Genomic DNA, 14,918 nt, shown 5'->3' with positions numbered 1-14,918 from the left:
TGAACCGCCTTTTACTCCGGATGTGTCTGTTTCGGTACATTTCGCGACGCAACAGCACTGGAAACGCTCGATGACCCCAGTCACCCCATTTTTGCAAGCGACGGCTCTGGCGTGTGAGCGGGACTGGCGAATGCTGTTCGAAAATCTTGAGCTGCAGGTGACCCCAGGAGACATGCTGCAGGTCAGCGGCCCCAATGGCAGTGGCAAGACCAGCCTGTTGCGTGTGCTGTGCGGGTTGATGCAACCCACATCAGGGCACGTGTTGATCAACGGGCAGCCCTTGGCCAGTCAGCCAGCAGCGCCGGGGCGCAGCCTGTTGTGGATTGGTCATGCGCCAGCGCTCAAGGATCTGCTGACGCCGCTGGAAAATCTTTTCTGGCTGTGCGCGCTCCATCAGCCAGCCGATGCCGATACCGTTCTCAAGGCGCTTGACGCGGTCGGGCTGGCAGGTTTCGAGGATGTGCCTTGTCACACCTTGTCGGCCGGGCAGCAGCGCCGCGTCGCACTGGCGCGCTTGTACTTGCCGGGTCCGCCACTCTGGCTGCTCGATGAGCCGTTCACCGCGCTTGACCGCCAGGGCATCGACCAACTGGAACATCACCTTGCCGCGCACTGTGAAAAGGGCGGGATGATCATCATGACCACCCATCACAGCCTGACCCGTCTGCCCAAAGGTTATCGGGATATCGATCTGGGGCAGTGGTCCGTATGAGCAATGTTTTTGCCCTGCTGATCGTCCGTGAAGTCCGGTTATTGGCGAGACGTCCGGCAGAGCTGGCCAATCCGCTGGTGTTCTTTGCAATGGTGATCGCCTTGTTTCCGCTGGCCCTCGGTCCGGACACGCAATTGTTGCAAGCCTTGTCGCCGGGGCTGGTCTGGGTCGCTGCGCTGTTGGCCGTGTTGCTGTCGCTGGACGGGCTGTTTCGCAGTGATTTAGAGGACGGTTCGCTGGAGCAGTGGGTCCTTTCGTCGCACCCGCTGGCCCTCCTGGCCGTGAGCAAAGTGCTCGCGCACTGGGTTTTTTCCGGGCTGGCACTGGTATTGTTGTCGCCCTTGCTGGCGATGATGCTGGGGCTGCCGGCGCGCTGCCTGCCGGTGTTGATGCTGTCGTTGCTGCTGGGCACGCCGGTGCTCAGCCTGCTGGGCGCAGTGGGGGCGGCATTGACGGTAGGTTTGAAGCGCGGCGGTCTGTTGCTGGCATTATTGATTCTGCCGCTGTACATACCGGTGTTGATACTGGGTAGCGCTGCGCTGCAAGCCGCGTTGCAAGGCACGCCAGCGACCGGCTACCTGCTGTGGCTGGGCAGCCTGACTGCTCTGGCGATCACCCTGACGCCCTTTGCGATGGCTGCCGGCCTGAAAATCAGCATCGGTGAATAAATTGAGGTTCCGGGATCGAGAGCTCGATGCCGGTCAACACCCTGGATACACCCTGATGAAAAGCAATGCCATGAAAAGCAGTATCGGTTGGGCCTGGTTGCACACACTCGGCTCACCGAAAGGTTTTTACCGCGTCAGCGCACGCCTGTTGCCGTGGCTGAGTGTGGCGACTGTCGTTTTGCTCGGCATCGGCATGGTCTGGGGACTGGTGTTTGCGCCGCCGGATTACCAGCAGGGCAACAGCTTCCGGATTATCTATATCCACGTGCCTGCCGCCATGCTCGCGCAGTCCTGTTACGTCATGCTGGCCATGTGCGGGGTGATCGGGCTGGTCTGGAAAATCAAGCTGGCCGACGTGGCGCTGCAATGCGCAGCGCCCGTGGGCGCCTGGATGACCGCGCTGGCACTGGCCACCGGCGCGATCTGGGGCAAGCCCACCTGGGGCGCGTGGTGGGTCTGGGACGCACGATTGACCTCGATGCTGATTCTGCTGTTTCTGTATTTCGGTCTTATTGCGCTGGGCAACGCCATCAGCAACCGTGACAGCGCCGCCAAGGCCTGCGCGGTGCTGGCCATTGTCGGTGTGGTCAATATCCCGATCATCAAATATTCGGTCGAGTGGTGGAACACCCTCCACCAGGGCGCGACGTTCAGCCTCACTGAAAAACCGGCCATGCCGGTGGAAATGTGGTTGCCGCTGCTGTTCACCACGCTGGGTTTCTACTGCTTTTTCGGCGTAATGCTGCTATTGCGCATGCGTCTTGAAGTGCTGCAGCGTGAGTCGCGTACCCAGTGGGTCAAGGCCGAGATTCTGCGTAGCCTGGGGCACGATGCTGTGCCGTCGGAGAACACGCCTTGAGTTTTGCATCGTTCAGCGATTTTCTGGCCATGGGCCGCCACGGGCTGTTTGTCTGGTCTGCCTATGGTCTGTGTCTTTTGGTGCTGCTGATCAACGTGGCGCTGCCGCTACTGGCGCGTCGGCGGTTGCTGAAGCAACACGCGCAGCGCCTTAAACGGGAGCGCCGCCCGTGAACCCGCTGCGCAAAAAGCGTCTGTTGCTGGTTGTTGTACTGCTGTGCGGTGTTGGCCTGGCCGTGACCCTGGCGCTCAGCGCGCTGAAGGAAAACATCAATCTGTTCTATACCCCAAGCCAGATCGCCAATGGCGAAGCACCGCTGGATACGCGCATTCGCGCTGGCGGCATGGTGGAAAAGGGCTCATTGCAGCGCTCGGCGGATTCGCTGGACGTGCGTTTCGTGGTCACTGACTTCAACAAGTCGGTGACCATCACCTATCGGGGCATTCTTCCCGATCTGTTCCGCGAAGGGCAGGGCATTGTAGCGTTGGGCAAACTCAATGCGCAGGGCGTGGTGGTGGCCGATGAAGTGCTGGCCAAACATGACGAGAAGTACATGCCTCCCGAAGTCACCAAGGCGCTGCGTGACAGCGGACGGGCGGCATCGGGTGCCTCTTCCATACCCGCAAAACAGGGTTGATCGATGATTCCCGAACTCGGCCATCTGGCCATGATTCTGGCACTCGGCTTTGCGCTGGTGCAGGCCATTATTCCGCTGATCGGCGCATGGCGTGGCGACCGCCTGTGGATGAGTCTTGCCCGTCCGGCGGCATGGGGGCAATGCAGCTTTCTGATCTTTGCCTTCGGGTGCCTGACCTACGCGTTCATGGTCGACGATTTTTCCGTTATCTACGTTGCACAGAACTCCAATACCGCGCTGCCCTGGTATTACAAATTCAGCGCCGTTTGGGGCGCGCATGAAGGCTCGTTACTGCTCTGGGCGCTGATTCTCGGCGGCTGGACCTTCGCCGTATCGGTTTTTTCCCGGCAGTTGCCGCAGGTGATGCTGGCCCGGGTCCTCGCGGTGATGGGCATGATCAGCCTGGGTTTTCTGTTGTTTCTGATTCTCACCTCCAACCCGTTCGCGCGTCTGTTACCGCAGATGCCCGCCAACGGACGCGACCTCAACCCGTTGTTGCAGGACATCGGTCTGATCGTGCATCCGCCGATGCTGTACATGGGCTATGTGGGCTTCTCCGTAGCCTTTGCGTTCGCCATCGCCGCGTTGCTCGGCGGCCGACTCGACGCTGCCTGGGCGCGCTGGTCGCGGCCATGGACGCTGGTGGCGTGGGCGTTTCTGGGCATCGGCATCAGCCTGGGCTCGTGGTGGGCGTATTACGAGCTGGGTTGGGGTGGCTGGTGGTTCTGGGACCCGGTGGAAAACGCCTCGTTCATGCCCTGGCTGGTAGGCACGGCGCTGATTCACTCGCTGGCGGTCACGGAAAAACGCGGTGTGTTCAAAAGCTGGACGGTGTTGCTGGCAATCGCTGCGTTTTCGCTAAGCCTGCTGGGCACCTTTCTGGTCCGCTCCGGGGTGCTGACATCGGTGCACGCCTTTGCGTCGGACCCGGCGCGAGGGGTGTTCATTCTGATTTTCCTGCTGGTGGTGACGGGGGGCTCGCTGACCCTGTTCGCCATTCGCGCACCAGTGGTCAAAAGTCACGTCGGATTCGGCTTGTGGTCGCGAGAAACCCTCCTGCTGGGCAATAACCTGCTGCTGGTGGTTGCCGCCTCGACGATCTTGCTGGGCACCCTTTATCCACTGGTGATAGACGCCATGAGCGGTGCCAAGATGTCGGTCGGCCCGCCGTATTTCAATGCGCTGTTCGTGCCACTGATGGCACTCTTGCTGGTGGTCATGGCTGTCGGCGTACTGGTGCGCTGGAAGGACACGCCGCTGAAATGGCTGTTGGGCATGCTCGCCCCCGTCCTGGTCGGCAGTGCCGTGCTGGCGGTGCTCGCCGGCCTGCTTATGGGCGATTTCCAATGGGCGGTGCTGGCAACCGTCATGCTCGCTGCCTGGGTGCTGCTGGCCGGGGTTCGCGACCTGTTCGACAAGACGCGCCACAAGGGCCTTTTCAGCGGTGCACGCAGTCTGACCCGCAGTTACTGGGGCATGCAGCTGGCGCACCTTGGCATCGTGGTCTGCGCACTGGGCGTGGTGTTATCCAGCCAGAACAGCGCCGAGCGCGACTTGCGCATGGCCCCCGGCGAGTCTACCGAACTGGGCGGTTATGTCTTTGTGTTCGAAGGCGCAAAGCACTACGAAGGGCCGAACTTCACTTCGGATCGCGGCACTGTCCGCGTGCTGCGCAATGGGGTTCAGCTCACCGAACTGCACCCGGAGAAGCGCCTGTACACCGTGCAGCAGTCGATGATGACCGAAGCAGGTATTGATGCCGGGTTCAGTCGTGATCTGTATGTCGCCCTGGGTGAACCGCTGGGCGATGGCGCGTGGGCCATACGGGTCCACGTCAAACCCTTCGTGCGCTGGATCTGGCTGGGCGGTCTGTTGACTGGGCTGGGAGGTGTGCTGGCGGCACTGGACCGGCGTTATCGTACCCGGGTCGCCAGCAAGGTGCGCGAGGCCCTTGGCCTGTCGGGAGCGGCACTATGAAACGCTGGGTCATGATACTGCCACTGGCGCTGTTTCTGGGCGTTGCGGCGTTCCTCTATCGCGGGTTGTATCTTAACCCCGCCGAGCTACCCTCGGCCCTGATCGGCAAGCCTTTTCCGGCGTTCTCGTTACCCGCGGTGCAGGGCGACCGGGTCTTGTCCCGTGCCGATCTGCTGGGCAGGCCTGCGCTGGTCAACGTCTGGGGCACCTGGTGCGTGGCCTGCCGGGTGGAGCATCCGCTGCTTGCCCGGCTGGCGCAGCAGGGCGTGCAGATCTATGGGGTGAATTACAAGGACGTCAATGCCGATGCGCTGAAATGGCTCCGGGAGTTTCACGACCCTTACAAACTGAATATTCGTGACGAAGACGGCTCTCTGGGGCTGAATCTGGGCGTGTACGGTGCGCCGGAAACGTTCCTGATCGACCGTCAGGGCATCATCCGTTACAGACATGTCGGGGTTATCGATGAGGCTGTCTGGCGAGAAAAGCTCGCTGCCCGTTATCAGGCGCTGGTTGACGAGGGCAGACCATGAAGCGCTGCCTCACCGTTCTTTTGCTGAACCTGCTGCTGTTCGACATGGCCCAGGCGGCCATCGACGCCTATGCCTTTCGCGATGACGCCGAGCGTGCCCGCTACAGCGAGCTGACCAAAGAGTTGCGCTGCCCCAAATGCCAGAATCAGGACATTGCCGACTCCAATGCGCCGATTGCCGCTGATCTGCGCAAAGAAATCTATCGCATGCTGGGCGAAGGGCAGAGCGATCAGCAGATCATCGACTTCATGGTCGATCGCTACGGCGACTTCGTTCGTTACAAACCGAGCCTCAATACCCGTACCTGGCTGCTGTGGTTCGGCCCGGCCGGTTTGTTGATCGGTGGTGTGGTGGTGATCGGTTTCATCGTCGCTCGACGTCGCAAGGCCTCACCAGGACAAGCCGAGGGGCTTTCCGAGGATGAGCGACAACGCCTTGCCAGACTGCTGGATGACAACCGCCCATGATCGATTTCTGGATAGCGACCGGGGTTCTCTTGCTCGTTGCCCTTGGTTTCCTGTTGATTCCGGTGCTGCGCGGCCAGCGTGCGCAACATGACGAAGATCGCACCGCTCTGAACGTGGCGCTGTATCAGGAACGATTGAGCGAGTTGCAGGTTCAGCAGGAGCAGGGCGTATTGTCGGTGGCGCAACTGCAAGGCGCGCGTGCCGAGGCTGCACGGGAGCTGCTGGCCGACACCGAAGGCGCAGAGCCTGCTCGCAACTCGCGGCTGGGTAAGCCCGCCTTGTTGTTGGCCGCAGTGCTGGTACCGGTACTGGGGCTGACGGGTTATCTGCAACTGGGAGCCAGTGACCGGGTCGAGCTAAGCCGCGAATTCGCTCGACCACCGACCTCGCTGGCAGACATGACCCAGCGTCTTGAGCGCAGTGTGCAGGCCCAGCCGGATTCTGCCGAGAACCTGTATTTTCTGGCGCGCAGCTACATGGCGCAGAACCGTCCTGCTGATGCTGCACGGATGTTCGAACGTTCGGTCGCACTGGCCGGAAGGCAGCCGGAGCTGCTCGGGCAGTGGGCGCAGGCGTTGTATTTCGCCAGCGACAAGCACTTCACCGCTCAGGTGCAGGTGCTGACCGACGAAGCGTTGCAGGCTGACCCCAGAGAAGTCACCAGCCTTGGCCTGCTGGGAATTGCCGCGTTCGAAACGCAGCGCTATCAGGCAGCGGTGGATTACTGGACCCGGTTGCTTGCCGCATTGCCCGCAGATGACGCATCACGTTCGGCACTGGAAGGTGGCATTGCCCGCGCCCGTGAAAATCTTGTCGAGCACGGTGCGCCGGCCAGGAGGAAATCGCTCAAGGTCCTTGTCAAACTGGCTCCGGCGCTTGAAGGCAAAGTGCGGCCGGAAGACAGCGTGTTCATCTTTGCTCGCGCCATCAGGGGACCGGCGGCCCCCCTGGCGGTCAAACGCATCACCGTGGCGGACCTGCCTGCCGAAGTCGAACTGAGCGATGCCGACGCAATGATGCCGCAACTGAACCTGTCGAACTTTGCGCAAGTCCAACTGGTTGCGAGAGTGTCTCGTGCAGGGCAGCCAACCACCGGTGAGTGGGTCGGCCGCAGTCAGCCGCTGGCCAGCGATACCCAGGCGCAGCAGGTACTGACCATCGACAGTCCGGATAACTAGAGAAAAATTGCTTATGTACCGTACCGCACGCATCACCTTGTTGGGTCTGGTCGTTGGCCTGAGTGCCTGTGCAGTCCAGCATCCGGCACCACCACACAGCCAGGATCCGATCCTTAACCTGCCGGGCGGTCAGCAGCCTGGCGCGGCGCGCCCGAGTACCGCGCCTGCAGAGCCGGCCAAGGCCCCCGCTGCAGCACCAAAAACCTCGGCCAGCTTTGCTCCGCCGCCGGGTGGCGGCAGCCATTGGGACCCACGCCTTGGCGTGTACGTGATGGACGATCAGCCCAACACGTTCTATCGCCAGCGCACCTATTACCAGTGGAACAACGGCTGGAGCTGGGCCACCAACCCCAATGGTCCGTGGCAGGCGACCGACGCCAGCGGCGTTCCGGCCGGGTTAGGCAAGCAGTTCAGTAACTGATTCAAGCCGGCAAATCAAAACGGCGACCTGATGGGTCGCCGTTTTGCGTTGCGCGGGTTGCTTACTTGCCCGGATAGATCTCGTCGAAGACACCACCGTCAACGAAGTGGGTCTTCTGCACCGTACGCCAGTCACCGAAGGTGTTCTCCACCGACAGGAAATCCACTTTCGGGAAGCGGTCGGTGTACTTGGCCAGAACCTGCGGATCACGCGGACGCAGGTAGTTTTTGGCGGCGATTTCCTGGCCTTCCGGTGACCACAGATATTGCAGATAGGCTTCGGCCAAGGCGCGGGACTGTTTCTTGTCCACGACCTTGTCGACCACACTGACCGGTGGCTCGGCTTGCGCCGACACAGACGGATAGACCACTTCGAACTGGTCGCGACCGAATTCTCGGGCAATCATCTCCGCTTCGTTTTCGAAGGTCACCAGCACATCGCCGATCTGGTTGGTCATGAAGGTCGTGGTCGCGCCACGACCGCCCGTGTCGAGGACCGGCACATGGCGAAACAGATCGCCGACGAATTTCTTCGCGGCCGCTTCATCGCCGCCTTTTTTCAGGGTGTAGCCCCACGCCGACAGGTAAGTGTAGCGGCCGTTGCCCGAGGTTTTCGGATTGGGCACGATGACTTCCACGCCATCCTTGATCAGATCCGGCCAGTCTTTGAGGGCCTTCGGGTTGCCCTTGCGTACGATGAACACAGTGGCCGAGGTGAAGGGCGCACTGTTGTTCGGCAGGCGGCTGACCCACTCTTTCGGCACCAGCCCGCCGTTGTCGGCCAGGGCGTTGATGTCGGTGGCCATGTTCATGGTGATCACGTCAGCCGGCAGCCCGTCGATGACCGAGCGCGCCTGCTTGCTTGACCCGCCAAAGGACATCTGCACGCTCACATCTTCATTTTTTTCGGCCTTCCAGTGTTTCTGGAAAGCGCTGTTGTAGTCCTTGTAGAAATCACGCATTACGTCGTAGGAGACGTTGAGCAGCGTCGGGGCTGCCTGGACAACGCTGGCAAAGGCCAGGCCGGCGGCCAGTAGCGAGGCGGCGAGGAGTTTATTCACTGCAGGGTCCTTGAGATGAAGAGTGGTGTGACAAGCCTGATGGCGTAATGCCGCGACACTATCAGCAACGCGCCTGCGGTTTAAAGATCGAAAAGATCTTTGCTTATGCCCCGTGCTCTGTTTTTTTAAACAATTGATTGCCGCAGCGTGAGCAGAACGCCGCGCCATGCTCGTGAAGGTTTTTCGAGCACACCGGGCAGTCATGCTTCAACTGCTCGCCACGCATGGCATTGGCCAGTTCGGCGGTGAATATGCCGGTGGGCACGGCGATGATCGAGTAACCGATGATCATCACCAGCGACGAGAGCATCTGGCCGACCGGCGTCTTGGGCACTATGTCGCCGAAGCCGACCGTTGTCAGGGTCACGATAGCCCAGTAAATCCCCTTGGGAATACTGGTGAAACCATGCTCCGGGCCTTCGATTACATACATCAGCGTACCGAACACCGTGACCAGCGTGGAAACGGTGACCAGAAACACGATGATCTTCTGCTTGCTGCCACGCAGCGCCGCCAGCAGGTAGTTGGCCTGGCGCAGGTAGGTGCCGAGCTTGAGCACCCGGAAAATCCGCAACATACGGATGATCCGCACGATCAGCAGGTATTGTGCGTCACTGTAATAGATCGACAGCACCCCTGGAACGATGGCCAGCAGGTCGACCAGCCCGTAAAAACTGAACGCATATTTCAGCGGTCGGGGCGAGCAATAAAGGCGCAGGATGTATTCGATCGCGAACAGCAGCGTAAAGCCCCATTCGATCCATGCGAACAGCATCGCGTAGTCGCGATGAATGCTCTCGATACTGTCGATGACCGTGACCAGCAGACTGAGCAGAATGGCGACCAGAACAATCTTGTCAAAGGTTCGCCCGGCAGGCGTATCGGCCTGGAAAATAACAATATGCAGCTGCTCGCGGCGGCTGAGAGAGGTGTCCATAGTGCTTCCCGACTCTAAGATCGGCAGAGCCTAGGAGCATTGGGTGGTTGAGTGCAAGCGTGTTGGCAACACAGTCAAAGATCGGACGCAGAGCTTCCAGAACGGCATTCCCATGCTGGAGTGTGAGGAACGATACTCTCACTATCGTGCGACGCTCCGCGTCGTCATGCAGTTCTGGACGCTCCGCGTCCTCTTGTGGCACAGAGCGTCCAGTACTGGAATCATCAGGGCTACGTATAACAAGCCAACTGGTGAGCGTCGGCAATGACCGACGCGGGAGGATGCATGCAGTATTCGGGCGAGGGCTTTTCGATCAGGGTGTTGGCGTTTGATGATTGCGAGTTGATCAACCGGTACGAAAAGGCCAATCGCAAGCATCTGCAGCCTTGGGAACCGTTGAGGGACGATGACTATTTCATCCTCGAAAACGCCAGATCAAGGGTTCAGCAGCAGTGGGAAAGCATGCAGGCCGGCAGCGCGATTTTCTTCCTCGTCACGGAGTCAGACGGCGGCGAGTTGCTGGGGCGGTGCAGTTACACGAATATCGTGAGGGGCGTTTTTCAGGCCTGCAGTCTAGGCTTCTCGCTGGCAGAGGCTGCTCAGGGGCGTGGCTTGATGAAAAGGGCGCTTGAGGTCACCAATCGCTTTTGCTTTGAACAGACGGGGCTGCATCGAATTATGGCCAGCCACATGCCAGCCAATGTACGCAGCGAGCGACTTCTGCAATCACTCGGCTTCGAAAAGGAAGGGTATGCGCGCGCCTACCTGAAAATTGCCGGAGTTTGGGAGGACCACGTTCTGAGGTCTTTGATTAATCCGGGTGACGTGGCTTAACTCCTGCCCGGTCCGTGTCCTGTTTCCTGGCCACCTCATCCTTCTCCCAGCCGCCGCCGAGTGCCAGAAACAGGTTGATCTGTCCCATGGCCACTTGGGTATTGGCTTCGGCCATTTGTGCACGCACGTCGGTGTAAGTGCGTGTGGCTTGCAGGTCGGCGAGGAACGAAGCGCGTCCGGCCTGATAGAAGCGGTGGGTCTGGTCTGCGGCTTCCTTTGCTGACTGCTCGGCTTCCTTGAGGGCATCGCGACGGTCGAGCAGGGCGGTGTATTGCGCCAGGCCAGTCTGGGTTTCACGGATGGCATTGAGTACCACGCCGTCAAAGCGCGCCAGCGCAGCCTGGGCCGAGGCCTCGGCCTGATGGATGCGCGCGCGCGAGCCGTTGGACGGAATGGTCCAGTTCAGCAGCGGCCCGAAGCCCCAGCGGTTGGCGGCCGGTTTGCCGAGGTTCTCGATCAGGCCGGTAGTGCCGATGCTCGCACCGATGCTGATGTCCGGATAAAGCTCGCCGGTGGCAACGCCGATCTCTGCCGTCGACATCGCCAGATGACGCTCGGCCTGACGCACATCCGGGCGGCGTTTGAGCAGCGCGGCACCATCGCCGACGGGCATGACCTGTGCAATGTGCGGCAGTGCGTTGCAGGTGCCGACCCCGTCGGGCAGTTGCTCCACGGGTTTTGCCAGCAGCATCGACAGGCGGAACATCGCCGCCTGTCGCCGCGCTTCGTAACGAGGCATTTCAGCGCGCAACGACTTGAACTGCGTCTGCGAGCGAGTGACCTGGGTTTCATCGCCACGCCCGGCATCGCGCAGGCGCTGGTTGAGGGTCACGCTCTGTTGTTGCAGGTCCAGCGATTCACGGGCGATGTCGAGTTCTTCGTTGGCCGCGCAAATCTGCGTATAGGCGCGCACCACATCGGCGACCACGGTAATGCGTGCGGTATCGACCGCTGCCTGAGTGGCATCAACATTGGCCTGCGCCGCTTCGATACCGCGCTGCAAGGTGCCGAACAGATCGAACTGATACGAGGTGGTCAGACCCACATCGCCCACATTGGCGACCGGCACCTTGTCGGTCAGCAGAAACGCTTCGCCCGACTCCTGTACACGCTGGGCACCGATTTTCGCGCCATTGGTAAAACCGCCAGCCGCCTCGGCTTCCGAGGTCTGATAGCGGGCACGCTGCAGGTTGGCGGCGGCGATGCGCAGATCGGTATTGGAGGCAATGGCCTGGCGCACCAGTTCATCCAGACGCGCATCCTGATACAGACGCCACCAGTGCGCAGGCACCGGGGCCGATACGGTGTTGACCGAGCGACCTGCCAGTTCGCCCTGCAGATCCGGGCGGTTGATCGCGCCATCCTTGGGCGGTTGGTAATCCGGCCCGACCACCTGACACGCCGAAAGCACGGCAGTAAAACCGAGTGCGGCCACGCGTAAGGCACGTTTCATAGTGTGCGCTCCTGCGTATCGTCGATAATCGACACCGTCGCAGTACGCCCGGCGATCATACGGAAATCGGCGGGGACGTCATCGAAGGCAATGCGCACCGGAATGCGCTGTGCCAGGCGTACCCAACTGAAGGCCGGGTTGACGTTGGGCAGCAGGTTCGAGCCACTGCTGCGGTCGCGGTCTTCGATACCGGCGACGATGCTTACTACATGGCCGGTCAGCCGTGCATTGTCGCCGATGACCCGAATGTCGACACCCTGGCCGACATGAATGCCGTCCAGTTTGGTTTCCTCGAAATAGCCGTCGATATGGAATGATGCGGAATCGACTACCGACAGCACCGGACGCCCGGCGGTGACGAATTCATGCTCGCGGGGTGCCCGGTCGTTGAGGTAGCCGTCGACCGGGCTGCGGATCACCGAGCGATCCAGATTCAACTGCGCGGCATCCACTGCGACCCGCGACTCACCGAGCGCAGAAAGTGCCCGGGCTTCGCGGGACTGGCTTTCTTCCAGTTGCTCGCGGGCCACCAGGTTGCCCAGACCCCGGTTACGCTTGTTCTCGCGGCGTGCCTGCTCCCAGGTTTCCTGGCGCTCGGCCACCGTGGCCTGCGCCTGACGCAGGGCCAGGCGGAAGCGGTCCTGATCGATGGTGAACAGCACCTGACCCTTGTGCACGGGCTGGTTGTCAGTAACTTCGACCTTCTGGATAAGCCCGGACACGTCCGGTGCGATCTGCACGATATCGGCGCGAATATGCCCGTCGCGGGTCCACGGCGCGTACATGTAATACATCACCATGCGCCATACAACGACAGCGGCCAGGGTGACAACCAGCAGGGTCAGGACCACGCGGCCCAGTGTCAGTATCGGTTTTTTCATGTCATCAGGTATCGACTTAGAGTATCCACGGCGCCCAGCAACAAAGCGTATAGACCTACGTTGAACAAAGCCCGGTGCCAGACCAGACGGTAGAAGTGGGCACGCGACAGCCCGGCGTGCACGACAAGAAACAGCAGATAGGCGATGCCCATCATCGCCAGGAACGTGGGGATGAAGATCCCGCTGATGTCCAGATCACCGATCACAAGGGCGCTCCATCGATGTTATGCGGCAGTTGCTCGGTCAGTTCGCCGCCCACGGTGACGATCTCGACCCCCGGCAACAAGGCCAGACGCAGTCCGCTGAGGGCATGCAACAGATGCAGCCGGGCCGGGTTGTCGCCCATTTCCTGATCGGTCAACGCGCGGCGTGCGCGGTCCATGGCCATCAACAGGCCCCGTGGCGCGGGCAGTCGTTCGCCAGCCTTGCGGCAGTGTTTGAAATAGCCGCTGACTTCATCGATCACCTGGCGCAACAACACCTGGGCCGCAGGCGTGGCGCGGCGGGTGTAGGCCAGCAGGTCGAGCATGTTCAGCGCGACACGCAGTTCACGCAGGGCAATCCCAGTGTCCTGCGCGGTAAGCGTCAGGCGCGGCAACTGCTGCATCAGGCGGTCGAGCATTTGCACGCCCATGCGCCGATGTTCGGCCAGAGACGAGTTTTCACTGAGGCTGGCGATGTCGCGCCAGCTGAAACGGGTCAGGCGCTTGACCGCCAGTTCGACGCCGAACGGACGGAACACCAGCGTCCAGATAAAGGCAAACAGCAGCCCGGCTGGACCGGCCAGGTTGGAGTTGAGGAAATTCATGAAGTCCGCGTCGTAGGCGCTTTGAATACTGATGAACGACGAGGTGTTGACGATGGTCAGCAGCGTGCCGAGAAAGAAACGCGGCTGCACGGTCAGGGTGCCGACGCAGATGAATGGCACTGCGAAGGCCAGCACCAGCATCGGGAAGTCATGCAGGTTGGGCAGCACCACGAACAGGTACAGGCTGGCAAACACCACCGAGAGCAGGGTCCAGAAGAAGAACCGGTAGATTTGCGGGGCAGGGTCGTCCATGGCCGCAAAGAAACTGCACGACACCGCTGCCAGTGCCACTGCGCTGGCCCCGTCTTTCCAGCCCAGCAAAATCCACAACACGGATGCAGCGATGATCGCCAGTACAGTCGAAGTCACGGAATAAAGCATCAGGCCCCTGTCCAGAAATGGCGTCAGCCGGCCCAGGCGCCAGTGGCGATAGACCGCTCTCCATGGCGACTGGTCGTCCGTCCTGATCGCATATTGCAGGGTTCGGCAATCCAGCCACAGGTCGATCCACTCGCCGAGCCTGAACAGCGTGTTGGAGAGCAGCAGTTGATCGCGGTCGTCCAGTTGCGCGGAGGCCGGCTGCAGGCGTTCCAGCTCATGATGCAGCTGTTGCCAGTGCTCCCGTTGCGGGCCGTCGGCAGTGCTTTCCAGCCATTCACACGTCTTTTGCAACAAGGGTTTCAGGCCGGCCAACAGCTCTGGCGAGCGTCGTTCCAGCGCCCACAGCGCATCATCAAGTGCATCGATGACCGGTAACAGGTGTATCATCCGGCCGCGCAGTTCATTGGCATTGCGCACGGTCTGCTTGCGTGCGCCTTCGTGGCTCAACTGGCCGATCATCATTTCCAGTGAGTTGAAGCTGCCGACCATCGAATTGCGTAATACGCCGATTTCCTCGGGTTGACAGGTGCGGCTGATAAAGCGCTGGCTGTAGGTCGAGGCGTCACCGAACCACTTTTCCGTGGTGGCCTGAAACACAGGTGCCAGGCGTCTGGGCCAGAACATTGCACCTACGACGGCGGCGCAGATAATGCCGAGAAAAATTTCTTCGGTGCGTGATACCGCGATGTCGAACACGGCCTGCGGGTTGTCGACCACCGGCAGGGAAATCAGCGGCATGGTGTAGCCGGCCAGCATCAGTGCGTAGCTGTTAGCCGTGCGCAAGTGCAGGGACAGGAACAACAAGGTGCCGGTCCACAGCCCGACGACGATGGCCAGCAGCAAGGGCGTCTGCACGAACATCGGTACCAGCAGCACTGACGCAGCGGCACCGGCCAGAGTCCCGGCGGCTCTATACAGGGCTTTGGAACTGGTCGGGCCGACGAAAGGGCTCGACACGATGTACACCGTGGCCATGGCCCAATAGGGGCGCGGCATTTCCATCAATAATGCGATGTACAGCGCCAGCATGGATGCGCCGAAGGTGCGCACGCCGTAGAACCAGTCACGTGCCGGAGGAACGCTGGAAAAGAAACCGTTCAAATCTGTCCCCC

General features: G+C 60.9%; 17 protein-coding genes. 11 read left to right on the top strand and 6 right to left on the bottom strand.

Annotation, left to right across the window (positions count from 1 at the left end; all coding sequences use genetic code 11):
* Positions 1-70 precede the first annotated feature (70 nt).
* From ccmA to MME58_RS17330, 10 genes are read left to right on the top strand one after another with little or no spacing between them, the layout of a single operon-like run.
* The gene (ccmA, locus tag MME58_RS17375; RefSeq protein WP_055007178.1) at positions 71-712 is read left to right on the top strand and encodes a cytochrome c biogenesis heme-transporting ATPase CcmA; all 642 of its coding nucleotides are present in this window, start codon (positions 71-73) and stop codon (positions 710-712) included.
* A complete protein-coding gene (gene ccmB, locus MME58_RS17370; RefSeq protein WP_055007179.1) occupies positions 709-1,380 on the top strand; it encodes a heme exporter protein CcmB in 672 nt (223 codons plus the stop codon). Before ccmA ends, ccmB begins: the two co-directional genes overlap by 4 nt.
* Before the next feature lie 55 nt (positions 1,381-1,435).
* Entirely contained in the window at positions 1,436-2,239 is an 804-nt protein-coding gene (locus tag MME58_RS17365) for a heme ABC transporter permease (RefSeq protein WP_055007180.1), read from the top strand.
* Positions 2,236-2,412: a heme exporter protein CcmD gene (gene ccmD / locus MME58_RS17360; RefSeq protein ID WP_054985955.1), complete on the top strand. Its 177-nt coding sequence runs from the start codon at positions 2,236-2,238 to the stop codon at positions 2,410-2,412. The genes MME58_RS17365 and ccmD overlap by 4 nt, the downstream gene beginning before the upstream one ends.
* Entirely contained in the window at positions 2,409-2,876 is a 468-nt protein-coding gene (ccmE, locus tag MME58_RS17355) for a cytochrome c maturation protein CcmE (RefSeq protein WP_054985956.1), read from the top strand. The genes ccmD and ccmE overlap by 4 nt, the downstream gene beginning before the upstream one ends.
* A gap of 3 nt (positions 2,877-2,879) precedes the next feature.
* Positions 2,880-4,853 carry a heme lyase CcmF/NrfE family subunit gene (locus MME58_RS17350; protein WP_055007181.1) on the top strand — a complete coding sequence of 658 codons (1,974 nt, stop codon included), beginning with the start codon at positions 2,880-2,882 and terminating at the stop codon, positions 4,851-4,853.
* Positions 4,850-5,386, top strand: coding sequence for a DsbE family thiol:disulfide interchange protein (locus MME58_RS17345; RefSeq protein ID WP_054985958.1), 537 nt, complete (start codon positions 4,850-4,852; stop codon positions 5,384-5,386). The genes MME58_RS17350 and MME58_RS17345 overlap by 4 nt, the downstream gene beginning before the upstream one ends.
* Complete coding sequence (locus tag MME58_RS17340) at positions 5,383-5,853, top strand: cytochrome c-type biogenesis protein (RefSeq protein WP_055007182.1); 471 nt, start codon at positions 5,383-5,385, stop codon at positions 5,851-5,853. The genes MME58_RS17345 and MME58_RS17340 overlap by 4 nt, the downstream gene beginning before the upstream one ends.
* A complete protein-coding gene (gene ccmI / locus MME58_RS17335) occupies positions 5,850-7,031 on the top strand; it encodes a c-type cytochrome biogenesis protein CcmI (RefSeq protein WP_055007183.1) in 1,182 nt (393 codons plus the stop codon). Before MME58_RS17340 ends, ccmI begins: the two co-directional genes overlap by 4 nt.
* Positions 7,032-7,044: 13 nt before the next feature.
* The gene (locus MME58_RS17330) at positions 7,045-7,452 is read left to right on the top strand and encodes a hypothetical protein (protein WP_054985961.1); all 408 of its coding nucleotides are present in this window, start codon (positions 7,045-7,047) and stop codon (positions 7,450-7,452) included.
* Positions 7,453-7,513: 61 nt separating this feature from the next.
* Here the strand turns inward: MME58_RS17330 and MME58_RS17325 are convergent, their stop codons facing one another.
* Together MME58_RS17325 and MME58_RS17320 are read right to left on the bottom strand one after the other, a co-directional pair.
* A complete protein-coding gene (locus tag MME58_RS17325) occupies positions 7,514-8,512 on the bottom strand; it encodes a sulfate ABC transporter substrate-binding protein (RefSeq protein ID WP_055007184.1) in 999 nt (332 codons plus the stop codon).
* 103 nt (positions 8,513-8,615) lie between these two features.
* Positions 8,616-9,449 (bottom strand): ion transporter, encoded by an 834-nt coding sequence (locus MME58_RS17320; protein ID WP_054985963.1) that lies wholly within the window; start codon positions 9,447-9,449, stop codon positions 8,616-8,618.
* 285 nt (positions 9,450-9,734) lie between these two features.
* On the opposite strand from MME58_RS17320, the gene MME58_RS17315 reads away from it, so the two are divergent.
* A complete protein-coding gene (locus tag MME58_RS17315) occupies positions 9,735-10,283 on the top strand; it encodes a GNAT family N-acetyltransferase (protein WP_054985964.1) in 549 nt (182 codons plus the stop codon).
* Here MME58_RS17315 and MME58_RS17310 read toward each other — a convergent pair.
* Genes MME58_RS17310 through MME58_RS17295 form a run of 4 tightly spaced genes read right to left on the bottom strand, consistent with a single transcriptional unit; the run spans position 10,261 to position 14,907 of the window.
* On the bottom strand, positions 10,261-11,736 hold the full coding sequence (locus tag MME58_RS17310; protein WP_054985965.1) for an efflux transporter outer membrane subunit: 1,476 nt from the start codon (positions 11,734-11,736) through the stop codon (positions 10,261-10,263). The two genes, MME58_RS17315 and MME58_RS17310, sit on opposite strands and share 23 nt — an antisense overlap.
* Positions 11,733-12,617 (bottom strand): efflux RND transporter periplasmic adaptor subunit, encoded by an 885-nt coding sequence (locus tag MME58_RS17305; protein ID WP_055007185.1) that lies wholly within the window; start codon positions 12,615-12,617, stop codon positions 11,733-11,735. Before MME58_RS17305 ends, MME58_RS17310 begins: the two co-directional genes overlap by 4 nt.
* Complete coding sequence (locus tag MME58_RS17300) at positions 12,614-12,823, bottom strand: DUF1656 domain-containing protein (RefSeq protein ID WP_055007186.1); 210 nt, start codon at positions 12,821-12,823, stop codon at positions 12,614-12,616. The genes MME58_RS17305 and MME58_RS17300 overlap by 4 nt, the downstream gene beginning before the upstream one ends.
* Complete coding sequence (locus tag MME58_RS17295) at positions 12,820-14,907, bottom strand: FUSC family protein (RefSeq protein ID WP_055007187.1); 2,088 nt, start codon at positions 14,905-14,907, stop codon at positions 12,820-12,822. Before MME58_RS17295 ends, MME58_RS17300 begins: the two co-directional genes overlap by 4 nt.
* Between the last annotated feature and the right edge of the window lie 11 nt (positions 14,908-14,918).

Origin of the sequence: Pseudomonas syringae pv. tagetis (genome assembly GCF_022557255.1) — a bacterium.
GTDB lineage: Bacteria > Pseudomonadota > Gammaproteobacteria > Pseudomonadales > Pseudomonadaceae > Aquipseudomonas > Aquipseudomonas caricapapayae.
The sequence above is the reverse complement of the archived record's forward strand: the minus strand, read 5'-3'. Positions and strand labels throughout refer to the sequence as shown.